This is a genomic window from Cupriavidus malaysiensis (genome assembly GCF_001854325.1).
Taxonomy (GTDB): Bacteria; Pseudomonadota; Gammaproteobacteria; order Burkholderiales; family Burkholderiaceae; genus Cupriavidus; species Cupriavidus malaysiensis.
This window is the reverse complement of the sequence record NZ_CP017755.1, coordinates 280,497-305,756: the sequence shown is the minus strand read 5'-3', so window position 1 is coordinate 305,756 and position 25,260 is coordinate 280,497. Positions and strand designations below refer to the sequence as shown.

Here is a 25,260-nt window from a genome sequence, read left to right as displayed (position 1 = left end):
ATCATTCTCGGTATAAGTTGACTACCTTGTGCTCCGCCGCCGGACGGTAGTCCAGCAGGCGCGAGAGCTCGTCCGCCGCATGACGGACCTGTTCCACCATCGGGCCGAGCTGCTCCGGGTCGATGCGCGAGGCCGGAATCGTCGCGCCCATCGCCGCCGCCACCTTGCCGCTGCGATCGCGCACCGGCGCCGCGATGGTGGAGATGCTCGCTTCGAAGAAGCCTTCCTGCAGCACGTAGCCGCGCTGGCGGTCGTGCTGCACCATCTCGAACAGCTGTTCGACGGTGCGCGGGGTGCTTTCCGAGAACACCTCGAGCTGCGACTCCGGATAGAGCTCGCGCAGTTCGGCCAGCGACAGGTCTTCCAGCAGCACGCGGCCGAGCACGGTGGCGTGCGCCGGCAGGCGCGTGCCCACGTTGACGGAGCTGGCGAACGGCGTCGGCGCCACCGACTTGGCGACGTAGACGATCGAACGGCCGTCGCGCACCACCAGGTTGCACGGGTAGTGGATGTCGTCGCGCAGGCGGTCGAGCAGCGGCCGGCCCAGCTCGGTCAGTTCCAGCGAGGCCAGGTACTCGAAGCCCAGGCGCAGCACGGCCATGCCGAGGCGGAACTCGCGCCCGCCGTCGGTGCGCTCGACGAAACCCATCATCTCCAGCGTGGTCAGCAAACGGAACACCGTGGAGCGGGGCACCTGCAGCCGGCGCGCCAGTTCGGCCGCCGACAGCGTGCTGTCCTTGCGGCTGAATTCGCACAGCAGCCGCAGTCCGCGCTCCAGGCCCGGCACGATGTACTTTTCCTGGAGGTCTTCGGGCAGGGTGGCTTTGCTCATGGTCGTGTTCATCCTTGCAGTTGGCGTTGGCGATGGATCAGTGTGACACGGCGGCGCCGGGAGCGGCCGCGGCGGGCAGCAGGCCGCGCAGCATGCGCGCCAGTGCCTGTGGCTGCTCGATATAACACACATGACCGGCATCGGGCACCAGGCCGAAAGGCAGGCCCAGACGCTGTGCCAGCGCCTCGCTCGCCGCCGGCGTGGTGACCACGTCCGCGCCGCCGCAGGCCACCCGCGCGTCCACCCCGGCGGCTCGCCGCTGCAGGTAGGGCTCGATGGCATCGCCGCACAGCATGGCCACCGCCTGGCGGTAACCGTCCACGTTCAGGCGCCGCATGTTCCAGCGCACCCAGTCGCGCGCGCCGGCATCGGCGGCCGCGCTCAGCAGGCGCTGCGGACCGCGCTCGGCCAGGCCTTCCACGCCGAGCTGCGCCAGCGCCTGCAGCCGCTGCGCCGACACCTGTGCCGCTTGTTCCTGCTGGCCGGGCGCGCCGTAGCCCTGCGCCGGGCTGAGCAGCAGCAGCCGCGACGGCAGCAGCGCGGGACGCGCCTGCGCGACGAAGGCCGCGGCCATCAGCGCGCCCAGCGAGTGGCCGACGATGACGTCGGGACGCAGCGCCAGCGCCTCCAGCAAACCCGCCAGCCGCGCCGCATAGTCCGAGGCGCGCGGCGCCGGTTGCGCCAGCGCGGCGGAAGCGCCGTAGCCGGGCGCGTCCCATGCCAGCACGCGCGCCTGCGCCGCCAGCAGGCTGGCGCACGGCAGCCAGGAGGCCGCGCCGGAGCTGATGCCGTGCAGCAGCACCACCAGCGGGCCCTGCCTGCCGCCGCTGCGGTAGGCCACGCGGGCGCCGTCGGCCAGCACGGCCGTGCGCTCGGCGAAGCCCGCGTCCAGTTCGGCGAGCAGGGCCGCCGGGGCCTGGACGTGGTCCGCTGCGGAGGCAGGCGCGCTGCCGGGCACGGGAGCGTTCACGATCTCACCCGCGCTTGATCTGGGCGAGCGGGTGCTCGGGCGGATAGGTCGGCGTGACCGGCTTCCTGGCGCCGAGCATCACGCACATCAGCGCGTCTTCCTCGCCGATATTGATCTCCTCGCGGTACACGCCGGGCGGCACCGAGACCAGGTCGCGGTCGGTCAGGATGGTCTCGAAGCGCTCGCCGTCCTTCTCCAGGATCAGCTTGATCTTGCCGCGCAGGATGAAGAACACCTCTTCCACGTCGGTATGCAGGTGCGACGGGCCTTCGTGGCCGGCCGGGATGATCATGGTCGAGAAGGTGAAGTGCTCCGACGGCACCGTATTGGTGTCGGCCGCGACGCCCGTGCCACCCGTGCCCAGGTAGCGCATCTGCGCGCGGCGGTACTTGGGATCGTGGTCGGCCTGGAACTTCAGCGCGTCCCAGTCGTAGCGGCGGGTGGAGAAGCGCGCCACGCGGCTTTCCATCCATTGGTCGAAGCTGGCGCCCTCGGGGCGCTCCCACGTCCGCTTGACCTGCGTCGCTTCGCTCAGATCGCTCATCTCTTTCTCCTTGCTGATTCAATGCATCACAAAACCGCCGTTGACCGCCAGCGTCTGGCCGGTCATGAAGCGGGACAAGTCGGACAGCGCGAACACCACCGCGCCGCATACGTCTTCGGGCAACTGCTCGCGCGGGATCGCGCGCTGCTCGCGGTACAGCTCGTGGCGCTTGGCCGGCACGTACTCGGTGGCTTCCACCAGGGTCAGGCCGGGCGCGACGGCGTTCACCGTGATGCGCGCCTCGCCCAGTTCGCGCGACAGCGAACGGGTCATGCCGAGGATGGCGCTCTTGCTCGCCACGTAGGCCAGCAGCCGGGGCGCGCCCCACAGCGGCGTGTCGGAGGCCAGGTTGACGATGGCGCCGCGTCCGGAGGCGCGCAGCGCGTCCAGGCAGGCATTGGTCATCAGCCAGGTGCCGCGCACGTTCACCTGCATCACGCGGTCCCAGGTGGCAATATCGATCTCGTCGCTGGCGCGGCCGCCCGAGTCGGTCACCGCGGCGTTGTTGACCAGGCCGTCCAGGCCGCCCAGGCCGGCGATGGCCTGCTGCGCGCAGCGGCGCACCGAGTCCGGATCGGCCAGGTCCAGCTCCAGCGGCAGCACGGTGAGGCCGCGCTGCGCCAGGCCGGCCGCGGCGGCGCGCACGCGCTCGCCCAGCACGTCGGCCATGGCGACGGCGGCGCCGGCCTGCGCGATCGCTTCGGCGAAGGCCAGTCCCAGGCCGCGCGCGGCGCCGGTCACCAGCACGCGCCGGCCGGCCAGCAGGCCTTGGTTGGCGGCGTCAGGCATGGCTGGCGGCTCCGCTGGCGGGCTGCAGCATGGCGATCGGCTGCTCCGCGACTTCCTGTTCGGCGCGTCGGCGCAGCAAGCGGCGCACGCGGGTGATGCCGATGTCGTGCTGGTACAGCGTCTCGTGGTCCCGCGCGTTCGGCGCCAGCGACTCCAGCACCACGCGGTCCTGCTCCAGCACGTCCCAGTGCAGGCGCTCGAGGCGGTTGCGGTAGAGGAAGCGCCAGGCATCGCGCTGCCAGCCCTGCACGTGGCGGGTACGCCAGAAGAAGACCATGCAGTGCTCGGTATCCACCGGGGTGGCGATGCCGACGATGCCGAAGGGGCCGCCGGGGCCGACCTTGCGCTGATAGGGGATGGACAGGCGCAGCCACAGCGCGCCGGTCTCGCCGAACTCGACCCAGTCGAAGTTCACGCCGCGCTGGCCGGTCTTCTCGAAGACCAGGCCGTGCTCGGTTTCGACCACCTGCATCACGGCCGACTTCTCGCCGCTGGCCATCGAGTGCGAGACTGCGTGCAGGTAGGCACCGTGCATCGGGTCCATGACGTTGTCCACCGCGTAGCGGTAGTTGCAGTCCCAATGCGCCACGCACAGGAAGTGGCTGTGCTCCTCGCTTTCCAATTCCTCCGGCAGGCGCAGCGCGTCGGCCTCGCCCGGGGCGCGGTCGCCGAACCAGACGAAGACGGCGCCGGCCTTCTCCTGCACCGGGTAGCTGCGCACGCAGGTCTTGCCCTCCATCGGGCAGCTGTCCACCGCCGGCACGCTCTTGACCTGGCCGTCGCCGCCCACTTCCACGCCGTGGTACCAGCAGGCCACGCGGTCGCCCAGGTTCCAGCCCATCGACAGGCGCGCGCCGCGATGCGGGCAGCGGTCTTCCAGCGCCTGCACCTGGCCGGCGCCATCGCGCCACAGCACCAGGTTCTGGCCCAGGCGCGTCACGCCGATCGGCGCATGGCGCAGCGACCACGAGGCGGCCACCGGGTACCAGTAGTTGCGCAGCCCCGTCTCGAGGCGCTCTTCCACGCGTGCCTGCTTGTTCGTTTCCATCGTCATCTCTCGGTTCCTTATCACCCGTCGTGCCCGTGGTGCCGTTGCGCTCAGGCGCCCAGGCGGCGCATCTCGGCGAGGAAGCGCTCCTCGTTCCAGCGCTGGCCGTCGGCACTCAGCAGGCCGGCGGCATTGAAGGCGCGCACGATGTCCTCGGGGGTCTCGGCACCGCCCTCGAAGGCGGCCTGCAGCGCGTCGCCCAGTGCGTTCTCGTAGGCGGTCGGCGCCGCCGCGCGGGTCTGCCACACGAGATTGGCGACCTTGCCGGGCTGCTCGATATAGCCCTTGCCGGCCACGTTGTTGGGCACGGCCTTTTCCCAGGGCGCGAGGTTCGGGTTGTATGCGGCGTCGTCCATTGCGCTTGCTCCTATCCTTCTGGTGCCGGCGCTCGGTGCCGGCTCGGCGCCACATCATCGCGGCGGGGATCTTGTCTTGCGTTTCGTTTCACTAACGAAACAGCGATTCATATATTGAACAAGCAGAACTATAGACAAGGAATCGGGAAATGCAGACTGGGGTTAACCCGTTGATGTGCCAAGACCGGCGCGGTGCGAACTCTGATGCACTTGCCGAAGCCGACGAGATGCACCAACACCGAGCGCCAAGCACAAGGTCTTGGCTCCCTCTCCCCGCATGGGAGAGGGCGGGGGAGAGGGGTGGTTTAGCAAGGCGCCACATCCAGCGAAGCCCTCGGTGTGGTCCAGCACGCGAGCGCAGAGACGAAGCCGATGGTGTGATCCAGGCCGCCGCGGCCGACGGGCGCTTGCCCTCAGGCCTCCAGCGACATCGGCATCGCGCGGCGGCGCTGCCGGGTGGCCTGGTAGAAGGCGTGCGCCACGGCGGGTGCCACCGGCGCCAGCGAGACTTCGCCGCAGCCCTGGGGCGGGCGGTCGCTGGCGACGATCTCCACTTCCACCTTGGGCATCTCGGCCAGCGAGATGACGCGGAAGTCGTGGAAGTTGCTCTGCTGCACCGCGCCGTCCTGGAAGGTGATCTCGCTCTTGAGCGTGTTGCTGAGCGCGAAGCCGATGCCGCCCTCGATATTGGCGCGGATCAGGTTCGGGTTGATGGCGCGGCCGGCGTCGACGGCGCAGACCACGCGCCGCACCTGGAACGTCTTGCCCGTCCGCTCCAGTTCGACCGCCATCGCCACATAGGTCTGGAAGGCCTCGCCGCGTCCGGTGTAGAGGCTGAAGGTGAAGCCGCGCGTCACGCCGGGCCTGGGCTTGCTGTCCCAGCCGGCGCGGGCCGCGGCCGCGTCCAGCACGCGCACGGCCAGCGGATCGTGCGCCAGCAGCTTGCGCCGGTAGCGGTAGGGATCGGCGCCGGCCGCGTCGGCCATCTCGTTGACGAAGCTCTCCAGCATGAACACGCTCGAGGTACTGCCTACGCTGCGCAGGAAGCTGACCGGAATCGGCTGCTTCACGTCGATCATGTCGACCTTCAGGTTGGGCACCTGGTAGGCCAGGTCATAGATCGCCTCCAGCATGGTCTCGTCCCAGCCGCCGTTCTGCGCCATGCGCTCCTTCTTGATGACACCGTACAGCGACTGGCCGGTGACGCGCGCATGCATGGCCAGCGGCATGCCTTGCGCATCGAGCACGGCGCGGAAGCGGCCCGAGACGCCGGGACGGTAGAAACCATGGCGGATGTCGTCCTCGCGCGAGCGGATCACCTTGACCGGCTGGCCCACCGCCGCCGAGGCGCGCGCGGCGTGGATGACGAAGTCGGGCAGGAATTTGCGGCCGAAGCTGCCGCCCAGGAAGGTGGTGTGGACGATCACCGATTCGGGCTGGCGGTTGAACAGCCTGGCGAGGGCGTTGCGCACGAAATCCTGCCCCTGGATCGGGCCCCAGACCTCGATGGCATCGTCGCGCACGTGCACGGTGGCATTCACCGCCTCCATGGTCGCGTGCACGATGTAGGGCGTGTGGTAGTCGGCCTCGACCATCTTGCCTCCGGCCTTGGCAAGCGTGTCTTCCGGGCTGCCCAGGTGGGTGGCGACGACGGCCCCGGGAGCGCCGAGCGCGGCGACGCGGGCAGCCAGGATGGCGTCGCTGTGCAATCCCTGGGCGGCGCCGGGGTCGATCTCCAGTTCCAGCGCGTCGGCCGCCTTCCTGGCCTGCCAGTAATGCTGCGCCACCACGATGGCCGCGTCCGGCGCCTGTACCACGGCGCGCACACCCGGCATCTTGCGGATCGCCTCGGCATTGCGCAGTCCCGTGACCTTGCCGGTCACCTGGGGCGGCATCTTGAGCGCGCCGACCAGCATGCCGGGCACCTTGACGTCGATGCCGAATTCGGCGCTGCCGTCGACCTTGGCGGGCGTGTCCAGGCGCGGCAGGTCGCGCCCGATCAGCTTGTGGGCGGCCTCGTTCTTCAGCCGGGGCGATGGGTTGAGCGGCAGCCTGGCGGCATCGGCGGCCAGCTCGCCGTAGCCGAGCGAGCGTCCGCTGGCGCCGTGGATCACGCGCCCCAGTTCGGTGTGGCACTGGCTGGGCCGCACGTCGAGCCGGCGTGCGCCGGCGCGCAACAGCACCTCGCGCGCCTGCGCGCCGGCGATGCGCAGCCGCTCGTAGAACAGCGTGGCCGACATCGACGCGCCGACGAACTGCTGCGGCTCCTCGTAGGCCGCCCCGGTACGGTAGGCATCGCGCCCGGTGACGAAGACCACCTCGACCTGGCGCCAGTCGGCGTCGAGCTCGTCGGCCAGCACCTGCGGCAGGCCGGTGTAGACGCCCTGCCCCACTTCGCATTGCGACAGGCCGAGCCGCGTCCTGCCGTCCGCTTCGATCCAGATCCAGTCGGTCAGCTCGTGACTGCCGTGCGGGCCGCTGTCCACGGTGCGGCCGGCCAGCGCCGGCAACGGGATGCACAGCGCACCGGCCGCGGCCACGCCGAACCTGAGGAATCCGCGCCGCGACGGGCTGGCGGGCGCTTCCAGCGCAGTCTCATTTCGCGGCAGCATGGATCGCCTCCCGGATGCGGTGGTAGCTGGCACAGCGGCAGATATTGCTGATCGACGCATCGATCTGCTGGTCGGTGGGATGCGGGTGCTGCTTGAGCAGCGACGCCACCGCCATCACCATGCCGGACTGGCAGTAGCCGCACTGCGGCACGTCCTTGGCGATCCAGGCCTGCTGCACCGGATGCGAGCGCTCCGGCGCCAGCCCTTCGATGGTGGTGACACGCCGGCCGGCCACCGCGCTGGCCGGCGTCACGCAGGAGCGCTGTGCCAACCCGTCGATGTGCACGGTGCAGGCGCCGCACATGCCGATGCCGCAGCCGTACTTGGTGCCGGTCAGCCCGGCCTCGTCGCGGATGACCCACAACAGCGGCGTGTCGCCGTCGCCGTCGAAGCGGCTGGGCTTCCCATTCAGCTCGAATTCCACTCGTTTTCTCCTGATGCCCGATAGCCCGCGCCCATGGCAAGGCTGTCTCTGCGTTTTATATATAAAACACTGATTCCTATGCAGAACATCGAGGACTATAGAGCCTGCTTCCGGGAAGAATCACGCGGGTTAACCCCGATGCCAGCCGGCCGGCTCGGGCGCGTGCTGCCCTCCGATTCCGGCCTGCCGGCCCGCCCGCCTTGATTCATCGGCCTTGCCCGTTCACCCGCCGCGCCCGCATGGATTCACCGGCGCCAGCCGGCAAGCCGGCGGCCGGACGCAATGGCCGTCGTATTCGCGCTGCACTAGGGATATCCCGGGTCCATCCTCCACGGCATTGGCGGCTATATTGAGTCAATCGTTCCGTATATGGATTGTTGTTTCATATACGGAACACGGAGAGAACAAGACGAGGTCCCGCCGGCGCGTTGCCGGCACCCTGGCCTGCCCCCGAACCCGCCGATCCGCAAGGAGGATCCCGCCACCAGACCACCACTGCCCCAGGGCGCCGCGCGGCGCGCGTTCCCGAGCCGGGGAACGGCATCCACACCACGACTGACCGCTATCTGCTATCGGAAAAGAGAAGGAATCGAGAAATGAAACTTGCTAGGCTTGTGGCCGGCTTGCTTGCCGCCGCGCCCCTCGTCGCCGCGGCCCAGTCGGTGACGCTGTACGGCGTCATCGACACCGGGATCGAGTATGTGAACAACGTCGGCGCGGCCAAGGACGGCCTCGCCCGCGTGCCCACGCTGACCGGCACGGTGCCGTCGCGCTGGGGCCTGCGCGGCACCGAGGACCTGGGCGGCGGCCTGAAGGCGAACTTCGCGCTGGAATCGGGCTTCGCGCCCGACAGCGGCGCGTCCAACCAGGGTGGCCGCCTGTTCGGGCGCCAGGCCTGGGTCGGCCTGAGCAGCAGCAACTGGGGCCAGGTCAGCTTCGGCCGCCAATACACCATGTTGTTCTGGGCCACGCTGGACACCGATATCCTCGGACCCAACGTCTATGGCTCCGGCTCGCTCGACAGCTACCTGCCCAACACGCGCGCCGACAACGCGATCGCCTACAAGGGCAAGTTCGGCGGCCTGACGGCGGGCGCCACCTACAGCTTCGGCCGCGACACCGTCAACGCCGGCCCCAGTCCCTCGGGCACCAACTGCGCCGGCGAGAATCCCGCCGACGTGCGCGCCTGCCGCGAATGGTCGGCCATGCTGATGTACGAGACCAACTGGTGGGGCCTGTCCGCCGCCTATGATTCGCTGCGCGGCGGTCCGGGCGCCTTCGGCGGCCTGACCAAGAGCAGCCTGACCGACAACCGCCTGTCGCTGGGCGGCTACATGCTGCTGGCCAACACCAAGCTGGGAGCCGGCTGGCTGCGCCGCGACAATGGCGGCAGCCCCACGCCCAAGAGCGATCTGCTGTACGCCGGCGCGTCCTATGACATCACCCCCGCCTTCAACCTGGCCGGCCAGGTCTACTGGCTGAAGTACCACAACAGCGCCAACAAGGCCTGGCTGTACGCCATCCGCGGCACCTACGCCTTCAGCAAGCGCACCTCGGTCTACGCCACCGCCGGCTTCATCGACAACGGCGGGCAGCTCGCGCAATCGGTCAGCGGCGGCGCCGCGGGTTCCAATCCCGCACCCGGCGTGAACCAGCTCGGCGCGATGATCGGCATCAAGCACGTGTTCTGAGCGCCGGGGAAAGCCCGGAAAGCCGCCGCGCGCGCCGCCTGCCGGCGCGCGCGGCGCTTCTTTTCTTTTCCGAGGCCATGCGCGAGCAAGCTCGGGCGTAAGGGGCAAGCGCGAGAGGCCGGCGCGCAGACGACGAGCGGACGTGCGCCGGCACGCCGCCGCCCGAAGCGGGCAGCACGTGACGGCCCGTGCGGCCATGGCAGCGCCAGGGGACAGGAGGAAACGACGGGGACGGCAGAGCATGCGGCCCGCGTGCCCCGGCGGGCAAGACGCGGGCCGGCAGCAGACTCAGAAGCCCAGGCTGGCGAGCAGGTCGTCCACCTGCGACTGGTCCGACACCACGTCGGCCTTGCCTTCGGGATTGACCTGCGGGCCGTTCATCAGCGTGGCCGGCGCCTCCGCGCGGCGCTCGGCCGGCACGTTGTCGATCAGCATCTGCAGCAGTTCCTGCTCCAGCGAGCGGATCATGTCCATCATCTTCTTGATGACCTGGCCGGTCAGGTCCTGGAAATCCTGGGCCATCATGATGTCCAGCAGATGCGCGCCGGTGGCGCGGGTCTGCTGGGGCACGTCGGTGAGGAAGGCGCGCGTGTCGAGCACCAGCTCGCGCGCGTCGGCCAGCTCCGCCGGCTCCTTGAACCAGGCATCCCAGCGCTGCTCCAGGCCCTCGGCCTGCTTCTCCATCTGAGCCTGGATGGGCTGGGCCAGTTCGACGGCATTGAGCGTGCGCTCGGCCGCCTGCTCGGTCATGGCGGCGATGTACTTCAGCCGGTCGCGCGCGTCGGGAATGGCCTGCGCCGCGCGCTCGATTTCCTTGTCGAGCCCGAGTTCCCGCATGCTGTCGCGCAGCATGCGCGTCAGGTTGCCGATGCGATGGATGATCTGCTCGGCGGTATCGTTGCTGTAAGACGGTGTCGTCGCCATGGTGCCTACCTCAGGTGCCTTCCTTGCCCAGCTTCTCGAAGATCTTGGTGATCTTCTCGTCCAGCGTCGCCGCGGTGAACGGCTTGACCACATAGCCGTTGGCGCCGGCCTGCGCGGCGGCGATGATGTTTTCCTTCTTGGCCTCGGCCGTCACCATCAGCACCGGCAGCTTGGCCAGCGCCGGTTCGGCGCGGATGGCCTGCAGCATGCTCAGGCCGTCCATATTGGGCATGTTCCAGTCGGAGACGACGAACTGGAAGCTGCCATCCTTGACCTTCTCCAGGCCGGCCGCGCCGTCCTCGGCCTCTTCCACGTTGGAAAAGCCCAGCTCCTTGAGCAGGTTGCGGATGATCCGACGCATGGTCGGAAAGTCGTCGACCACGAGGATCTTGATGTTCTTGTCCACTCTAACGGCTCCAAAACGGTTGTGGATGATTGCTATCTCGGCAGGCTCCGGAGAGTGCCAGGCTTCCGGCTCCCTGCCCTTGTACGTCTTGCCGGCGTCTTGCCGGCGTCTTGTTATCGTCTTGTTATCGTCTTGTTATGTGGTGCTGCGCCGACCCCTCCGTCGCGTCCACCGCGTGCCTCAGACCCGCTGAGCGCGCGCACCGAACGTGGCCAGCCGCGCCATCACGCGCTGCGTCATGGCCGACAGCGGCACGATCTCGTCGACGCCGCCGGCCGCGATGGCCTCCTTGGGCATGCCGAACACGATGCAGCTGTGCTCGTCCTGCGCCAGGTTATAGGCGCCCGCATCGTGCATGCGCCGCATGCCCTGTGCGCCATCGCGGCCCATGCCGGTCAGGATCACGCCGATGGCATTCTTGCCGGCATGCTGGGCCGCCGAATCGAACAGGACATCCACCGCCGGCCGGTGCCGGTTGACCGGCGCCTCCTGCGACAGGTGCGCCACGTAGTTGGCGCCGCTGCGGGCCAGCCGCAGATGCATGTCGCCAGGCGCGATGTAGGCGTGGCCGGGCAGCACCCGCTCATTGTGCTCGGCCTCCTTGACGGTGATGCGGCACAGGCCGTCGAGGCGCTGCGCGAAGGACCGCGTGAAGCCGGCCGGCATGTGCTGCACGATCATGACGCCGGGGCTGTCCGGCGGCAGCGGCATCAACAGTTCCTTGATGGCCTCGGTTCCGCCGGTGGAGGCGCCCACGATGATCAGCTTCTCGGTGGACAGCAACGGGCTGCGCAGCAGCGGCGCGGGCGGCGTGCCGGCGACCGGGCTGGCGGCGGCCGGCGCGGCCGTGCGCACGCGCGCGCGCGAGACCGCGCGGATCTTGTCGGCGATGGCGTCGGTGTACTCGATCAGGCCGTCGCGGATGCCGAGCTTGGGCTTGGTGACGAAGTCCACCGCGCCCAGCTCCAGCGCGCGCATGGTGATCTCCGAGCCGCGCTCGGTCAGCGACGACACCATCAGCACCGGCATCGGGCGCAGGCGCATCAGCCGCTCGAGGAAATCGAGGCCGTCCATGCGCGGCATTTCCACGTCCAGCGTCAGCACGTCGGGGTTCAGCCGCTTGATCATCTCGCGCGCCACCAGCGGGTCGGGAGCGGTCCCGACCACCTCCATGTCGCTCTGGCTATTGATAATCTCGGTCATCAGGCTGCGGATCAGCGCGGAATCGTCCACGCACAGCACCTTGATCTTTGCCGCGCTCATTATTGTCTCGGGTCCTTTCGCTTCAGGATGTCGTGAAGGCAGTCGGGCGGCGCTCGAACAGCTCGGCCCGGCCGCGCTCCGGGGCGGCGGAAATGGCTCGGGCCAGCGCGCGCTCGTCGCGCGCCACCAGCACCTGGTCGTCCTGGCGCGTCAGGCGGCGCACCAGCGCCAGCCCGCTGCGCGGGAAATAGCTGACGCGGCGCGCGTGCGGTCCGCGCAGGTCCTGCGCCGCCACGCGGATGTTCTCGGTCTTCAGGTAGCGCAGCACGAAGTCGGCGTTGCGGTCGCCGATGTTCAGCGTGGTCATGTTGGCGAGCACGGCGCCGCCGCCGAACACCTTGGCCTCGAGCCGCTCGCGCCGCGCGCCGGCCTTGAGCAGTTCGTTGATCAGCACTTCGAGCGCGTAGCAGCCGTAGCGCATCGACGGCGACAGCATGCGGTCGGCGCCGGCGTTCTCGTCGTCGGGCAGCATGAAGTGGTTCATGCCGCCGACACCGGCCACCTCGTCGCGGATGCAGGCTGCCACGCAGGAGCCCAGCACGGTGGTCAGCACCACGTCCTCGCTGCTGACGTAGTACTCGTTGGGCAGCAGCTTGATCGCCTGCTTGCCGAACTCACGGTCGAAATAGGTACGGGTGGCGATCGCCTCCGGCATCTGTGGCGTACGCATCATCCACCTCCCGCGCGGCTGGCCGGCGAGGCCAGCTCGTAGACCGTCTGTCCGCGCAGCTGGAAGGCGCGCGTGACGTAGGAGAAGTTCTCCGAGTGCCCGGCGAAGAGCAGCCCGTGCGGCTTGAGCAGCGGCACGAAGCGCTCCAGGATGCGACCCTGCGTGGGCTTGTCGAAGTAGATCATCACGTTGCGGCAGAAGATCGCGTCGAAGCGCTCCTGGATGCCCCAGTCCGGCGCCAGCAGGTTCAGCGGCGCGAACTCTATGGTCGAGGCCAGTTCCGGCTTGACCTTGACGGCGCCCGAACGCTGTCCGCTGCCCTTGAGGAAGAAGCGCTTGAGCTGCTCCATCGGCAGCTTGGCGACCTGCTCGCTGGTGTAGATGCCGCTGCGCGCCTTGGCCAGCACCTGCGTGTCGATGTCGGTCGCCAGCACGGTCGCGGCGCGCTCACCGAGCGCCTCGGCCAGCGTGATGGCGATCGAATACGGCTCCTCGCCGGTGGAGGCCGCCGCGCACCAGACCGAGTAGGGCCGGCCGTGTTTCTTGGCATGCTCCGCCAGCAGGGGGAAGTGATGCGCCTCGCGGAAGAACGAGGTCAGGTTGGTGGTCAGCGCGTTGACGAACAGCTCCCACTCGGGGGAGCGGTCGTCCGACTCCAGCTGCTCCAGGTAGGTGGCAAAGTCGACCAGTTGCAGCGCGCGCAGCCGGCGCGCCAGCCGGCTGTACACCATTTCGCGCTTCTGGCTGCCGAGCGAGATGCCCGCGCGCCGATGGATGAGCGCGCGGATCTTGTCGAAATCCCGCTCGGTCAGCAGGAAGTCGCGCTGCTCGTCGCGGCGCGCGGCGGCAGGCGCCAGCACATTGCGGGTGCCGCCGGCCGCCTGGACTGCTGAGCGTGGCTGCGTCATTTGCTGGCTCCGATGCTGCGTGGTCTGGTTGGGCGGAACGCGGGGTGCTGCAGCGCCGGCCTCAGGCCAGCGCGACCTCGATCAGTTCCATCTCCGGGCTGGTCATCAGGCGTTCGATGTCGATCAGGATCAGCATGCGGCCTTCGACGCTGCCCAGGCCGGTCAGGTACTCGGTCGACACCGACACGCCGAATTCGGGTGCCGGCTTGACGTCACCGCCGTTCAGCGTCAGCACGTCGGAAACGCCGTCGACGACGATGCCGACCACGCGACCGGCGATGTTGAGGATGATCACCACGGTCTGGTGGTCATAGCGCACATTGCCAAGGCGGAACTTCACCCGCAGGTCGACGATCGGCACGATCACGCCGCGCAGGTTGGTCACGCCCTTGATGAAATCCGGCGCATTGGCGATGCGGGTGACCGCGTCGTAGCCGCGGATCTCCTGCACCTTGAGGATGTCGATGCCGTACTCCTCCGATCCCAGCGTGAACACCAGGAATTCCTGCCCGGCAGCCTCGCTGCCGGGCGCGTCGATATGTCCGATGCCGGCCATGATGTTGGTTCCTCCAGATCCAGAGCTTGAGCGGTTACTGCACCACCACCGCATCGTGCCGGCGCACGCCGGTACGCTGCAGCGCACCCACGTCGACGATCAGCGCCACGCTGCCGTCGCCCAGGATGGTGGCGGCGGAGATGCACGGCACCTTGCGGTAGTTCGTTTCCAGGTTCTTCAGCACCACCTGGTGCTGGCCGATCAGCTGGTCGACCAGCAGCGCGAAGCGCTTGCCCTCGGCCTGCAGGATCACGGCGATGCCCTGCGTGGGCTCGCGCACGGCATCGGCCACGTCGAACACCCGGTGCAGTTCGAGCAGCGGCAGGTACTCGCCGCGCACATGCATCACGCGTTCGGTGTTGGCGGCGGTGCGCACGTCATCGGCCTTGGGCTGCAGCGACTCCATCACGCAGTTCAGCGGCAGGATGAAAGTCTCGGCGCCGACCCGGACCGACATGCCGTCGAGGATGGCCAGCGTCAGCGGCAGCACGATACGGATCGTGGTGCCCTGGCCCGCGCGCGAGGAGATCTCGACGTGGCCGCCCATTTCCTGGATGTTGCGCTTGACCACGTCCATGCCCACGCCGCGGCCGGACACGTCGGTCACGGCCTCGGCGGTGGAGAAGCCCGGCGCGAAGATCAGTTGCCAGACTTCCTCGTCGGGCATCGACTCCGACACCGCCAGGCCGTTCTGCATGGCCTTGGACAGGATCTTGTCGCGACGCAGGCCGCCGCCATCGTCGCTGACCTCGATCACGATGTTGCCGCCGTGGTGCTGCGCCGACAGGATCAGCTGGCCGGTCGGCTCCTTGCCCGCGGCGACGCGCTTGTCGGGCGTCTCGATGCCGTGGTCCAGGCTGTTGCGCACCAGGTGGGTGAGCGGATCGATGATCCGCTCGATCAGGCTCTTGTCGAGCTCGGTCGCCTTGCCGAAGGTGACCAGGTCGATCTGCTTGCCCAGCTTGGCGGCAAGATCGCGCACCAGGCGCGGGAAGCGCGAGAATACGTAGTCCATCGGCATCATGCGGATCGACATCACCGCTTCCTGCAGGTCGCGCGCGTTGCGCTCGAGCTGGCCCATGCCGGAGAACAGCCGGTCGAACAGCACCGGGTCGAGCGTGGACGCGGTCTGCGCCAGCATCGATTGCGTGATCACCAGTTCGCCGACCAGGTTGATGATCTGGTCGACCTTCTCGGTGGCCACGCGGATCGAACCGGATTCGTGCCCGTGCGCGGCAGCGGCCGGCGCGGCCTTGGCCTTCTCCTTGGCGGGAGCGGCCGCTGCGGCCACGGCCGGCGCCGCAGGCGCACTCGCCACGGCAGCGGTTTCCTGCACGGCGGCCTGGACCGGCTCGGCGGCGGCCTCCTGCACCACCGCGGGCGGCGGCGCCGCATCGGCCGGCTCCACCACGATCTGCTCGCCGTCGATCACGAAGCAGCACACCGCGATGATGTCGTCGGCGCTGCACTGCGTCGACAGCCAGATCGCGAGCTCGCCGTCGCGTTCCTGCTGGCCGGTGATCTCGCCGAGATTGGCCAGTTCCTCGCGCAAGAGGGCCTGGTCGGCGGCCGACACCTTGAGCAGGCGCACCTTGAGCGCACCACCGGCTGCCACGGCAGCGGGGGCCGCCGCCACGGGGGCCGGCGCAGGCGCCGGTGCGGGTGCCGACGCGGCGGCAGGCTCGCCACCCGCCTCGCGCGCCAGCTGCTGCAGGACCGCGCAGATGCGCGCCAGCGTTTCGGGATCGGGTTCGGTACCGTTGCGGTAAGCGTTCAGCTGATCTTGCAACACGTCCTTGGTTTCCAGAAAGGTGTCGATGATGGTCCTCGACAGCGCCATCTCCCGCCGCCGGGTGCGATCCAACAGGTTTTCCAGCAAGTGCGTGGTCTCGGTCAGCGCGGCGAAGCCGAAGGTGGCGGCGCCGCCCTTGATCGAGTGCGCGGCGCGGAAGATCGCATTCAGCTCTTCCGCGTCGGGCGCCTCCAGATCCAGGCCGAGCAGCAATTGCTCCATTTCAACGAGCAGCTCCTCGGCCTCCTCGAAGAAGGTCTGGTAGAACTGCGTGATATCGATATCGACAGACATGGCCGTCCTGACTCTCTAGATCCAGATTGCGGAATGCGGCGCGCCGCACGCGCGGGTCGCCTGCCTCATTTGCTCTTGCCCTGTGCTGCCGGAGCGCTCGCGTCGGCCCCGAGCGCTTCCTTCATGTCCTCGCCGGCCTGGCCCGCGCGTGCTTTCACCGCGACGTCCGCGGCGCTGGCGTTCTCGGCCTCGAAGCGGGCCTGCGCGCGCGCGTTGAGCACGACGATGCTGATGCGGCGGTTCACCGGCGCCATCAGGTCCTTGCGATCGAGCGGCATGGTCGCGGCCAGGCCCAGCACGCGCAGCACCTTGCCCTCGTTCATGCCGCCCGAGATCAGCTCGCGCCGCGAGGCATTGGCGCGGTCGGCCGACAACTCCCAGTTGCTGTAGTCACGCTCGCCATTGCTGTAGTTGGCCGCATCGGTGTGGCCCGACAGGCTGACCTTGTTGGGCAGCTCGTTGAGCACCGGCGCGATCTCGCGCAGGATGACGCGCATATAGGGTTCGACCATGGCGCTGCCGGTACGGAACATCGGGCGGTTCTGCGTGTCCAGGATCTGGATGCGCAGGCCTTCGCTGGTGATGTCGAGCAGCAGTTGCGGACGGAACTGCCGCAGCACCGGGTTGTTCTCGATGATCTGCTCTAGCCGGTTCTTCAGCGCGCGCAGGCGTTCGCCCTCCTGCTGGTCGCGGCGCTTCTGCACCGCGTCCGGATCGTTGTCGGTCGCGCGCTGCACCTCGCCGTCCTTCCTCAGCGGGTCCATGCCGCCGCCGGGGATCACGCTGCTGGACAGGCTGCTCTTGTCGCCGCCGGCGATGGCCACCTTCAGCGGCGTGCGGAAGTACTCCGCCACGCCGACCAGCGTCTTGGGCGAGCTCGCGCTCAGCAGCCAGAGCACCAGGAAGAAGGCCATCATCGCCGTCATGAAGTCGGCGTAGGCAATCTTCCAGCTATGGTTGCCGTGCGGCTTGGCGCGCGCCTTGCCGCGCCGGACCACGATCGGGTGGCTGTCGTGCGAATTGCTCATCGCAATACCTCCTGCCCGTCAGGTAAGGCTCTTGACCTCGCGGACATGGTCGTCCAGCTCGAGGAAGGAGGGACGTTCGCTGGAGAACAGCACCTTGCGGCCGAACTCGACCGCCACCAGCGGTGCGTAGCCGTTGAGCGAAGCCAGCAGCGTGACCTTGATGCACTCGTACATCTTCACGGTCTCGGAGACCTGGTGCTCGATGCGCGAGGCCAGCGGCGAGACGAAACCGTAGGCCAGCAGGATGCCGAGGAAGGTACCGACCATGGCGTGCGCGATCAGCGCACCCAGTTCGGCGGGAGGCAGGTCTGCCGAGGCCAGCGCGTGCACCACGCCCATCACCGCCGCCACGATGCCGAAGGCGGGCAGGCCGTCGCCGACGCGCGACAGCGCGTGGGCCGGAACTTCCGCCTCGTGGCGGAAGGTCTCGATCTCGTGGTCCATCAGGGCCTCGATCTCGAAGGCGTTCATGTTCCCGTTGACCATCATGCGCAGATAGTCGGTGAGGAACTCCATCATGGCCGGATCGGCCAGGATGCGCGGATACTGGCTGAAGACGCTGCTGGCGGCGGGGTCGGCGATCTCCTTCTCGAGGAAGAGGATGCCTTCGCGGCGTGCCTTGGACAGCAGCACGTACAGCAGGGCCATCACTTCCATGTACAGCGCCTTGCTGTAGCGGCTGCTGCGAAACAGCGTGGGCAGCGCGCGCATCGTCGCCTTGAGCGCCTTGCCGCTGTTGGAACTGATGAAGGCGCCGAGCGCGGCCCCCCCGATGATGATCAGCTCCGCCGGCTGGTAAAGCGCGCCCATATGACCGCCGGTGATGGCGTATCCGCCAAGCACGGCCGCCAGCACGATGACATAGCCGATGACAACTAGCACGATGATTCCCCGTCAGATAAACACTCCGGCGCGCGGCGGCGCGCCGGGGCCGGGGTGGCGGCCGCGAGCGGCCGCTACTCCGGTCCCGCGCTCGCCCGGCCCGGACGAGCCGCGCTCAGGCGACGGCTCGAGTGGACGGGGCGTCCTTCGAGAGCTTCTTCGCTTTGCCCGCCCGCGACGGCGGCCGGCACAGACTGCATACGAAACGAGCGTGCGGCTCGTAGGCATGCGTCACGAACTGGCCACCGCAGCAGGTGCAGGTGGAAAGCTGGAGCATATTGCTCTCGAAAAACCTTACTAACGTCCAGGCACGGGTGAAACTTAAGACAATTTCGCTTCCCAGCAGCGACACGTGCTCGAGGTAGAGCCGGTAGCTGGCGATGATGGCGCGGATACCCGCGGTCTCGCCCTGCTGGACCATGAACTGGTACGCCGAGAAGAACAGGGAGGAATGGATGTTCGGCAGCCAGGTGGTGAACCAGTCTGTCGAGAAGGGGAGCATGCCCTTGGGGGGCGATACGCCGCGCAGCTCCTTGTACAGGCGGATCAGGCGATCACGCGACAGCGTGGTCTCCGCCTCGAGTACCTGGAGCCGGGCACCGAGCCCGATCAGCTCGATGGCCAGTTGGGTCTGGTTGGCGTCCTGCAGGACGCTCTTGCGGTTGGGCACCGGAGCCGCGGTGAAGCTGCGGACGGGCTGAGCCTGGAGCAGCGCGGTCAATTGAGCGACTCCAGCGGTTGGCGCGCCAGCAGGATGGCTGCGTGGGTCTGCTGCATGTCGTGGCCCTTGGCGGTATGCGTCAGGCTCGACAGGAGCGCGTGATCGTCGAAGCGGAAGCGGCAGAGCACCATATTGGATGCCGCCAGCTTGACGAGCTGCGCTGAGGTCAGCTTGGCCAGGATGTCCGCAATCTCCTTGCTGACTCCCAGCCGGAACATGGCTTCGACTTGATTCTCACGCACCAGCCGTTGCGCGAGCAGCAGATAGGCGAGGTTAACCTCCCTGATCTCCTGGAGAACTTCACTGCTTTCCAATTTTTCCCCGCTACCAAAAACCCGCGAATTGCTTGTCCAGCGCTTACCGACGGCTCAAGAAGCAACCGGCGGCCGGATCGTTTGTATGCAAAATCGACGGGTACGACGTACGACAAAAGGAACAGCTTCCCGCTGGACTTGTCTGGAACACTTAACTTATGCGTTACAAGTGTTACAGAGTGTAAGCACAGCTGGTACGTTTTATATCGGCAATCGGACCCGCCTGCCAATCCCCACTAACGTTGGGATGAATGCAATGTCGCACCAAACATACAAAGGCGCGGAATTGTGACAGCCGTCATCATCGCGTCATCTGATTTACATCAAGGATCTAGCGGTGCGGCACGCGGGCGGAAGCTCCTCCGGCGTGTGCAGGCAAGCGCATTCCTCTATTGACGAGCGGGGGCTCCGTAGACTAGCAAGCGCCTGAACCAGGCGGCGAGCCGGGAGAAGATGTCATCCGGCTCGTCGCGGAACAGCTCGGGACGCACATGGGCGAGCTGCGCCATCACCCGTTCGAATTCGTCGGCGCTGACCGAGCCGTATTCGAGCGCAAGGCCGAGCAGTGCCTTGACCTCGCCGACATGGGTGCGCGCGCGCACCACATTGCGTTCGGTCTGCACTGCGTACATCAGGTCATAGGCACGCTGCCGCAGGCTCTCGGCAAGCCGCCAGGACGGCGTCAGCATGCGTTGCTCGACCACGCGGACATCGACCGCGGAAGACGCGATCTGGCTCGCCAGCGACTCGGCGAAAGCGGCATCGACACCGGAATCGGCCAGGATCTGCCGCGACCACTGGCGCGCCTGTTCCTGTTTCTGCTGCGGCGTCCAGTCGCATTGCGTGGCCAGCGCGAAGCCGAAGCGCTCGGCATCGCGCATCAGCGCCGATACGGTGTTGGGCAGTTGCTTGTCCAGCACCCGCTTGAGCCAGGCGTACTCGCCGCTGGACAGCAGCCGGCCGACGGCGCGCTCGGTCAACGGCGACTCCTGCTCGAGCAGGCGCGCGCGCAGGAAGGCTTCGAAGGTCGGCGGCTCGAACGCGTGGTCCATGCCGGTGGACAAGCGCACGAACTGCTCGTAAGCGGTTCTCAGCCTGGCGACGGCTTCGTCGGGCAGCGCCAGGGTTACGTCGGTATGCATGTCGGCTCGCAGAAACGGGTACGGTCGCACCTGGCCGCCGGCCCGGACACCCTGGCGGGCGCCGCATGGGCCGGGCGGACGGCTGGTGCTTCAGGTCAGAAAGCGCTCCAGTCGCCGTGGTCCGATGCCGTTCCGGCCACGGCCGGACGTGCGGCCGGCGCACTGGCGGCCGGGCGGGCCTCCAGCGGGGCCTCCGCGGCGACGGACGGCTCGCGGCGGGCCGGACGCGGCGCGGCCGGCTTGGCCGGCGCTGCCTTGATGACGGCCGGCGTGCGCGCCACCGTGGTGGCCTGCAGGTCGGCCGCGGCGAGACGGAAGCGCGCCACCGAGTCCTGCAGGCGGCCCGCCTGCTCTTCGAGCGATCCGGCCGCGGCGGCGGCCTCTTCCACCAGCGCCGCGTTCTGCTGCGTCACCTCGTCCATCTGCGCCACCGCCTGGTTCACCTGCTCGATCCCCGAGCTCTGCTCCGCCGATGCCGCGCTGATCTCGCCCATGATGTCCGTCACGCGCTTGACCGCCTGCACGATCTCTTCCATCGTCTGGCCCGCCTGGCCCACCAGCGTCGTGCCGTTGTCCACCCGCGCCACCGTGTCGCCGATCAGGCCCTTGATCTCCTTGGCCGCGTTCGCGCTGCGCTGCGCCAGGCTGCGCACCTCGCCCGCCACCACCGCGAAGCCCCGTCCCTGCTCCCCCGCGCGCGCCGCTTCCACCGCCGCGTTCAGCGCCAGGATGTTGGTCTGGAACGCTATCCCTTCGATCACCCCGATGATGTCGACGATCTTCTTCGACGCCTCGTTGATCTCCTGCATCGTCTCGACCACCCGGCCCACCACCTCGCCGCCCTTGAGCGCCGTCTCCGAGGCGTTCGCCGCCAGTCCGCTCGCCTGCCGCGCGTTGTCCGCGTTCTGGCGCACCGTGCCCGTCAGCTCTTCCATGCTCGACGCCGTCTCTTCCAGCGAGGCCGCCTGCTGCTCCGTGCGCTGCGACAGGTCGCCGTTGCCCGCGGCGATCTGGCGCGAGGCCGAAGCGATCGAGCCGGCCGAGGCCTTGAAGTCACGCACCATGCCCGATAGCTCCTGCTGCATCTCGCTCATCGCATGCACCAGGCTGCTCTTGTCGCCGGAGCGGACCGTGACTGCCGTGGAGAAATCGCCGGCGGCGATGCGCGAGGCGATGGCCACCGCATAGCCCGGCTCGCCGCCGAGCTGGCGCGACAGCAGGCGCGCGATGACGTAGCCAAGCAGCACCGAGACCGCCAGGCCGCCGAGGACCAGCGCCAGCATCCAGACGCGGGTGGCGTCGTAGACGCCGCGCGCCTCGTCCATATTGGCGCGGGCACGCTCGTCGCGGCGCTTGACCATCTTGGCCATCAGATCCTCGAGCGCGTGGCTCGCCTTGATCAGTTCCGCGCTCTCGGTGAACACCTGGCTGTCGAACTGCGACGTGTCCAGTGGCTGCTTGCCCACCATCTCGACATACTTGGCCATACGCTCGCGGTAGGCCGGCATCAGCGTATCGTACTGCTTGACCAGGGCCTGCCCCTCGGGCTGGACGAACACCGCCTTGGCCTTGCGGATGCGCTCGTCCACGGTGGCGAGCGACTTCTCGATCAGTTCCTTCTCGGCCGAGCGCTCGCCCATGGTCGACGCGGACAGCAGGCCGATCTGGGCGCGGCTGGCATAGACGAGGTTGACGTTGCCATCCTGGACGGCCTTGAGCGCCTGCAGATCGTCGTTGTAGATCTTGCCGGTCCACTCAGCCATGCGTCCCATGTTCACCACGCCGAGCAGCCCCATCGCGGCGCCGATGACGGACACGACCAGAAAGCCGACGATCAGCTTGGTCGTGACGCGCAGTTGATTGAACCATTGCATGACAACTACCCCCTAGTCTCTGAAAAGTGCGGCGGCCGTTTCGCCGCCTTCTGCAGGTTTGCTCGTTCTTGCTTCTTCTTGTTGCTTCTTCTTGTTGCCTTTGCTACCCGTTGCTACCCGTTGCTACCCGTTGCTACCCGTTACTACCTGTTGCTACCCGCTGCTACCCGTTGTTTCCTGTTATTTCCCGTTGTCGCCCGCCGGTGCCTGCCGCCGCCCTGGGTGCCGCTCCCCGACACGCCCCGGCGCGGCGGCGCCGCATCCGGCCGCCTGCGCGGCTCAGGCCTGCGCGGAGGCCGGCCGCAGCGCAGGCTCGGCGCGCCGGGCGCGCTGCGGCCGCGCCTCGGCCTGCAGGCTGATGCGGAAGGTGGCCACCGCCTCGCCCAGGCGGCCTGCCTGGTCTTCGAGCGATCCGGCCGCGGCGGCAGCCTCTTCCACCAGCGCCGCGTTCTGCTGCGTCACCTCGTCCATCTGCGCCACCGCCTGGTTCACCTGCTCGATCCCCGAGCTCTGCTCCGCCGATGCCGCGCTGATCTCGCCCATGATGTCCGTCACGCGCTTGACCGCCTGCACGATCTCTTCCATCGTCTGGCCCGCCTGGCCCACCAGCGTCGTGCCGTTGTCCACCCGCGCCACCGTGTCGCCGATCAGGCCCTTGATCTCCTTGGCCGCGTTCGCGCTGCGCTGCGCCAGGCTGCGCACTTCGCCCGCCACCACCGCGAAGCCCCGTCCCTGCTCCCCCGCGCGCGCCGCTTCCACCGCCGCGTTCAGCGCCAGGATGTTGGTCTGGAACGCTATCCCTTCGATCACCCCGATGATGTCGACGATCTTCTTCGACGCCTCGTTGATCTCCTGCATCGTCTCGACCACCCGGCCCACCACCTCGCCGCCCTTGAGCGCCGTCTCCGAGGCGTTCGCCGCCAGTCCGCTCGCCTGCCGCGCGTTGTCCGCGTTCTGGCGCACCGTGCCCGTCAGCTCTTCCATGCTCGACGCCGTCTCTTCCAGCGAGGCCGCCTGCTGCTCCGTGCGCTGCGACAGGTCGTTGTTGCCCGCCGCGACCTGGCGCGTGGCGGTGGCGATGCTGCTCATGCCTTCCTGGATCTCGTGGACCACGGACAGCAGGCTGCGCTGCATGGTCTGCATGGCCTGCGCCAGCGCGCCCACCTCGTCGTCGGACTGGTAGTCGTAGCGCGTGGTGAGGTCGCCCGCGCCCATGCGCAAGGCGAAGTCGAGCATCTCGTCGACCGGCCGGTGCACACGCGACAGCAGGCGCACGCCGGAGGCGAAGGCACATGCCAGGGCCAGGCCGAAACCACTCCACAGCCACGGGCGCAGCGCCGCCGCGGCGGTGCCGCCCTGCCACTCCACCGCCAGCAGCGTCAGCAGGAAGCAGGCCAGCGCCGTGCCCTGCGACCAGACGATGCGCCGCTTCAAATTGGGCCGGAACAGGCTGGCGAGCCGGCCCGCCAGGCCGGTGCGGACCACGGCGCCGTCACGGACCACCAGCCCGCTGCCGCCCTGGCGGATGCGCGCATAGGCCGCGCTGGCCGCGGCGACCTGCTCGGGCGCCGCCATCGCACGCACCGAGGTGTAGCCGATGACCCGGCCGTCGACGCGCGTCGGCGTGACGGTGGCGTTGACCCAGTAGTAATCACCGTTCTTGCGCCGGTTCTTGACCAGCCCGCGCCAGGAATGGCCTGCTTCGAGCGAGTGCCACAGGTCGGCAAAGGCCTCGGGAGGCATGTCGGGATGGCGCACCAGGTTGTGCGGCGCGCCCATCAGCTCTTCGTGCGAATAGCCGCTGACTTCGACGAAGGCCCGGTTGGCGAAGGTGATCCGCCCCTTCAGGTCCGTGCGCGAAATCAGGTAATCGTTGGGGGAAAGCTGGTACTCGTGGCTGGTGACTGGCTGGTTGTTTCGCATGATTTCAGGTACGGCTGCCGCGGCGCGGGCGCGCCGCCGGCATCACGCCGCGGCTGCCGCGTCGAGCGCGGCCAGTTCTTCGGTATCGAGCAGTCTTTCGATGTCGACGAGAATCAGCATGCGGTCCTCGATCGAGCCCAGGCCGCGGATGTAGTCGGTATCCATATCGCCGGACATCAGCGGGGCGGCCTTGATCTGCGCGGGGGCCAGCGTCAGGACATCGGAGACGCCGTCGACCACGATGCCGGTGGTGCGATCGTGGAGATCGACGATGATCACCACGGTGTACTGGTCGTAGCTGACCGCTGCCTGGCTGAACTTGATGCGCAGGTCGATGATGGGAACGATGATGCCGCGCAGGTTGATCACGCCTTTCAGGTAGGCGGGCGCGTTGGCGATCTGCGTGACGGTCTCGTAGCCGCGGATTTCCTGCACCTTGAGGATATCCACACCGTATTCCTCGCGGCCCAGCCGGAATGCCAGGAACTCCGCTCCCGCACCATCGGCCTTGATGTTGTCCGTCATCTTCCGCTCCTGTTGTCTACCTGTATCCCGGCCGGCCGCTCGCGCGGCAGGCAGCAGCGCGCCCGCTGCGGCACGGCATCGCCCTGTTCAGCCTCTGAGATAACGGCAGGCGGGCGCCTGTCTGAAGGCCGGCTTGCCGCCGCACTCACCCCACGTCAGAGGGGGATAGCAAGGCACCGACGGCGTGCAGGAGCTGGGCAGGATCGAACGGCTTGGGCAGGAAGCCGGAGGCGCCCGCCTCGCGCACGCGGGCGCGCACGCCGTCGTCGCCCTCAGTGCTGAGGACGAGGATCGGCAGCGCGGCGTGGCGCGGCATGGCGCGCAGGGCACGGATCAGCGCAAGACCGTCGACGCCCGGCATGACGAGATCGGTGACCAGCAGGGAGAAATCCGCGCCCGCGGCCAATTCGCTCGCCTGGGCCCCGTCGCCGGCCTCGGTCACCGGATAGCCGGCAGCACGCAGGCAGGCGCAGATCATGCCGCGCAGCGAGGGCGAATCGTCGACGACGAGGATGCTCTGGGAAGACATGACGACTCCATTGATGCGGCGTGTCGGCGCCGGTCCGGAGCGCGTTCCAGCCGGCCCGCGCCAGCGCGCATGGGCCCGGTGCCAGCGCGCCTGCGGTATTTATCGGCACATCGGGCGCTGTCTTTAGGTCCGTCTTTAGGTCCGTCTTCAGGTCCGTCTTCAGGTCCGTCTTCAGGTCCGTCGCGGCGCCGTCCGCGGCAGCCAGGAGCGGGCCGGTCCCCGACCCGTCCCGCACTGGCGCCG

25 protein-coding genes are annotated in these 25,260 nt (G+C 68.3%); 1 reads left to right on the top strand and 24 read right to left on the bottom strand.

Annotated elements, in window-relative coordinates:
- Position 1: 1 nt before the first annotated feature.
- The 8 genes from BKK80_RS21255 to BKK80_RS21220 form a co-directional block, all read right to left on the bottom strand.
- Positions 2-832, bottom strand: a complete 831-nt coding sequence (locus tag BKK80_RS21255) for an IclR family transcriptional regulator (protein WP_071039249.1) — start codon at positions 830-832, stop codon at positions 2-4.
- 37 nt (positions 833-869) lie between these two features.
- Entirely contained in the window at positions 870-1,736 is an 867-nt protein-coding gene (locus BKK80_RS21250) for an alpha/beta fold hydrolase (RefSeq protein WP_071040378.1), read from the bottom strand.
- 70 nt (positions 1,737-1,806) lie between these two features.
- On the bottom strand, positions 1,807-2,346 hold the full coding sequence (locus BKK80_RS21245) for a cupin domain-containing protein (protein ID WP_071017285.1): 540 nt from the start codon (positions 2,344-2,346) through the stop codon (positions 1,807-1,809).
- 18 nt (positions 2,347-2,364) lie between these two features.
- Positions 2,365-3,135: an SDR family oxidoreductase gene (locus BKK80_RS21240; protein WP_071039248.1), complete on the bottom strand. Its 771-nt coding sequence runs from the start codon at positions 3,133-3,135 to the stop codon at positions 2,365-2,367.
- Positions 3,128-4,183, bottom strand: coding sequence for an aromatic ring-hydroxylating oxygenase subunit alpha (locus BKK80_RS21235; protein ID WP_071073170.1), 1,056 nt, complete (start codon positions 4,181-4,183; stop codon positions 3,128-3,130). Before BKK80_RS21235 ends, BKK80_RS21240 begins: the two co-directional genes overlap by 8 nt.
- Before the next feature lie 50 nt (positions 4,184-4,233).
- Positions 4,234-4,539: a recombinase-like helix-turn-helix domain-containing protein gene (locus tag BKK80_RS21230; RefSeq protein ID WP_071017289.1), complete on the bottom strand. Its 306-nt coding sequence runs from the start codon at positions 4,537-4,539 to the stop codon at positions 4,234-4,236.
- Positions 4,540-4,952: 413 nt separating this feature from the next.
- Positions 4,953-7,151 (bottom strand): xanthine dehydrogenase family protein molybdopterin-binding subunit, encoded by a 2,199-nt coding sequence (locus BKK80_RS21225; RefSeq protein WP_071071089.1) that lies wholly within the window; start codon positions 7,149-7,151, stop codon positions 4,953-4,955.
- Positions 7,135-7,575, bottom strand: a complete 441-nt coding sequence (locus BKK80_RS21220) for a (2Fe-2S)-binding protein (RefSeq protein ID WP_071071087.1) — start codon at positions 7,573-7,575, stop codon at positions 7,135-7,137. Before BKK80_RS21220 ends, BKK80_RS21225 begins: the two co-directional genes overlap by 17 nt.
- 596 nt (positions 7,576-8,171) lie before the next feature.
- Between BKK80_RS21220 and BKK80_RS21215 the strand changes: the two genes are divergently transcribed.
- Positions 8,172-9,266, top strand: a complete 1,095-nt coding sequence (locus tag BKK80_RS21215) for a porin (protein WP_071017294.1) — start codon at positions 8,172-8,174, stop codon at positions 9,264-9,266.
- Positions 9,267-9,554: 288 nt separating this feature from the next.
- On the opposite strand, the gene cheZ is transcribed toward BKK80_RS21215, so the two are convergent.
- The 16 genes from cheZ to BKK80_RS21135 all read right to left on the bottom strand — a co-directional run bounded on the left by cheZ (position 9,555) and on the right by BKK80_RS21135 (position 25,017).
- Positions 9,555-10,190, bottom strand: coding sequence for a protein phosphatase CheZ (gene cheZ, locus BKK80_RS21210; RefSeq protein WP_071017295.1), 636 nt, complete (start codon positions 10,188-10,190; stop codon positions 9,555-9,557).
- A gap of 10 nt (positions 10,191-10,200) precedes the next feature.
- A complete protein-coding gene (cheY, locus tag BKK80_RS21205) occupies positions 10,201-10,596 on the bottom strand; it encodes a chemotaxis response regulator CheY (protein WP_071017297.1) in 396 nt (131 codons plus the stop codon).
- A gap of 180 nt (positions 10,597-10,776) precedes the next feature.
- Positions 10,777-11,859, bottom strand: coding sequence for a protein-glutamate methylesterase/protein-glutamine glutaminase (locus BKK80_RS21200; RefSeq protein WP_071017299.1), 1,083 nt, complete (start codon positions 11,857-11,859; stop codon positions 10,777-10,779).
- 22 nt (positions 11,860-11,881) lie between these two features.
- The gene (cheD, locus tag BKK80_RS21195) at positions 11,882-12,529 is read right to left on the bottom strand and encodes a chemoreceptor glutamine deamidase CheD (RefSeq protein WP_071021927.1); all 648 of its coding nucleotides are present in this window, start codon (positions 12,527-12,529) and stop codon (positions 11,882-11,884) included.
- Positions 12,529-13,437, bottom strand: coding sequence for a CheR family methyltransferase (locus BKK80_RS21190; protein ID WP_071017301.1), 909 nt, complete (start codon positions 13,435-13,437; stop codon positions 12,529-12,531). Before BKK80_RS21190 ends, cheD begins: the two co-directional genes overlap by 1 nt.
- Before the next feature lie 61 nt (positions 13,438-13,498).
- The gene (gene cheW / locus BKK80_RS21185) at positions 13,499-13,993 is read right to left on the bottom strand and encodes a chemotaxis protein CheW (protein WP_071017303.1); all 495 of its coding nucleotides are present in this window, start codon (positions 13,991-13,993) and stop codon (positions 13,499-13,501) included.
- 34 nt (positions 13,994-14,027) lie between these two features.
- The gene (cheA, locus tag BKK80_RS21180) at positions 14,028-16,079 is read right to left on the bottom strand and encodes a chemotaxis protein CheA (protein WP_071071085.1); all 2,052 of its coding nucleotides are present in this window, start codon (positions 16,077-16,079) and stop codon (positions 14,028-14,030) included.
- Positions 16,080-16,144: 65 nt separating this feature from the next.
- On the bottom strand, positions 16,145-17,107 hold the full coding sequence (gene motB, locus BKK80_RS21175) for a flagellar motor protein MotB (RefSeq protein ID WP_071017307.1): 963 nt from the start codon (positions 17,105-17,107) through the stop codon (positions 16,145-16,147).
- 18 nt (positions 17,108-17,125) lie between these two features.
- Positions 17,126-17,989 carry a flagellar motor stator protein MotA gene (motA, locus tag BKK80_RS21170; protein WP_071017309.1) on the bottom strand — a complete coding sequence of 288 codons (864 nt, stop codon included), beginning with the start codon at positions 17,987-17,989 and terminating at the stop codon, positions 17,126-17,128.
- Positions 17,990-18,104: 115 nt separating this feature from the next.
- Positions 18,105-18,710, bottom strand: a complete 606-nt coding sequence (flhC, locus tag BKK80_RS21165) for a flagellar transcriptional regulator FlhC (RefSeq protein ID WP_071039247.1) — start codon at positions 18,708-18,710, stop codon at positions 18,105-18,107.
- The gene (gene flhD / locus BKK80_RS21160; RefSeq protein WP_071017312.1) at positions 18,707-19,024 is read right to left on the bottom strand and encodes a flagellar transcriptional regulator FlhD; all 318 of its coding nucleotides are present in this window, start codon (positions 19,022-19,024) and stop codon (positions 18,707-18,709) included. The genes flhC and flhD overlap by 4 nt, the downstream gene beginning before the upstream one ends.
- A gap of 389 nt (positions 19,025-19,413) precedes the next feature.
- Positions 19,414-20,166: a DUF4088 family protein gene (locus BKK80_RS21155; RefSeq protein ID WP_071039246.1), complete on the bottom strand. Its 753-nt coding sequence runs from the start codon at positions 20,164-20,166 to the stop codon at positions 19,414-19,416.
- A gap of 95 nt (positions 20,167-20,261) precedes the next feature.
- Positions 20,262-22,040 (bottom strand): methyl-accepting chemotaxis protein, encoded by a 1,779-nt coding sequence (locus tag BKK80_RS21150; RefSeq protein WP_071017316.1) that lies wholly within the window; start codon positions 22,038-22,040, stop codon positions 20,262-20,264.
- 279 nt (positions 22,041-22,319) lie between these two features.
- A complete protein-coding gene (locus BKK80_RS21145; protein WP_071017318.1) occupies positions 22,320-23,963 on the bottom strand; it encodes a methyl-accepting chemotaxis protein in 1,644 nt (547 codons plus the stop codon).
- Positions 23,964-24,005: 42 nt separating this feature from the next.
- The gene (locus BKK80_RS21140) at positions 24,006-24,488 is read right to left on the bottom strand and encodes a chemotaxis protein CheW (RefSeq protein WP_071017319.1); all 483 of its coding nucleotides are present in this window, start codon (positions 24,486-24,488) and stop codon (positions 24,006-24,008) included.
- Between the two features lie 145 nt (positions 24,489-24,633).
- Positions 24,634-25,017: a response regulator gene (locus BKK80_RS21135; protein WP_071017321.1), complete on the bottom strand. Its 384-nt coding sequence runs from the start codon at positions 25,015-25,017 to the stop codon at positions 24,634-24,636.
- Positions 25,018-25,260: the final 243 nt, after the last annotated feature.

Bases quoted from the DNA above. Each gene is read 5' to 3' on its own strand.
- BKK80_RS21140 (WP_071017319.1), bottom strand. From the start codon at position 24,488: ATGACGGACAACATCAAGGCCGATGGTGCGGGAGCGGAGTTCCTGGCA.
- BKK80_RS21155 (WP_071039246.1), bottom strand. From the start codon at position 20,166: ATGCATACCGACGTAACCCTGGCGCTGCCCGACGAAGCCGTCGCCAGG.
- BKK80_RS21240 (WP_071039248.1), bottom strand. From the start codon at position 3,135: ATGCCTGACGCCGCCAACCAAGGCCTGCTGGCCGGCCGGCGCGTGCTG.
- BKK80_RS21200 (WP_071017299.1), bottom strand. From the start codon at position 11,859: ATGAGCGCGGCAAAGATCAAGGTGCTGTGCGTGGACGATTCCGCGCTG.
- BKK80_RS21145 (WP_071017318.1), bottom strand. From the start codon at position 23,963: ATGCGAAACAACCAGCCAGTCACCAGCCACGAGTACCAGCTTTCCCCC.
- BKK80_RS21215 (WP_071017294.1), top strand. From the start codon at position 8,172: ATGAAACTTGCTAGGCTTGTGGCCGGCTTGCTTGCCGCCGCGCCCCTC.
- cheA (WP_071071085.1), bottom strand. From the start codon at position 16,079: ATGTCTGTCGATATCGATATCACGCAGTTCTACCAGACCTTCTTCGAG.
- BKK80_RS21255 (WP_071039249.1), bottom strand. From the start codon at position 832: ATGAGCAAAGCCACCCTGCCCGAAGACCTCCAGGAAAAGTACATCGTG.
- BKK80_RS21190 (WP_071017301.1), bottom strand. From the start codon at position 13,437: ATGACGCAGCCACGCTCAGCAGTCCAGGCGGCCGGCGGCACCCGCAAT.
- BKK80_RS21150 (WP_071017316.1), bottom strand. From the start codon at position 22,040: ATGCAATGGTTCAATCAACTGCGCGTCACGACCAAGCTGATCGTCGGC.
- cheZ (WP_071017295.1), bottom strand. From the start codon at position 10,190: ATGGCGACGACACCGTCTTACAGCAACGATACCGCCGAGCAGATCATC.
- cheD (WP_071021927.1), bottom strand. From the start codon at position 12,529: ATGCGTACGCCACAGATGCCGGAGGCGATCGCCACCCGTACCTATTTC.
- BKK80_RS21230 (WP_071017289.1), bottom strand. From the start codon at position 4,539: ATGGACGACGCCGCATACAACCCGAACCTCGCGCCCTGGGAAAAGGCC.
- BKK80_RS21225 (WP_071071089.1), bottom strand. From the start codon at position 7,151: ATGCTGCCGCGAAATGAGACTGCGCTGGAAGCGCCCGCCAGCCCGTCG.
- BKK80_RS21245 (WP_071017285.1), bottom strand. From the start codon at position 2,346: ATGAGCGATCTGAGCGAAGCGACGCAGGTCAAGCGGACGTGGGAGCGC.
- BKK80_RS21235 (WP_071073170.1), bottom strand. From the start codon at position 4,183: ATGGAAACGAACAAGCAGGCACGCGTGGAAGAGCGCCTCGAGACGGGG.
- motB (WP_071017307.1), bottom strand. From the start codon at position 17,107: ATGAGCAATTCGCACGACAGCCACCCGATCGTGGTCCGGCGCGGCAAG.
- BKK80_RS21135 (WP_071017321.1), bottom strand. From the start codon at position 25,017: ATGTCTTCCCAGAGCATCCTCGTCGTCGACGATTCGCCCTCGCTGCGC.
- cheW (WP_071017303.1), bottom strand. From the start codon at position 13,993: ATGGCCGGCATCGGACATATCGACGCGCCCGGCAGCGAGGCTGCCGGG.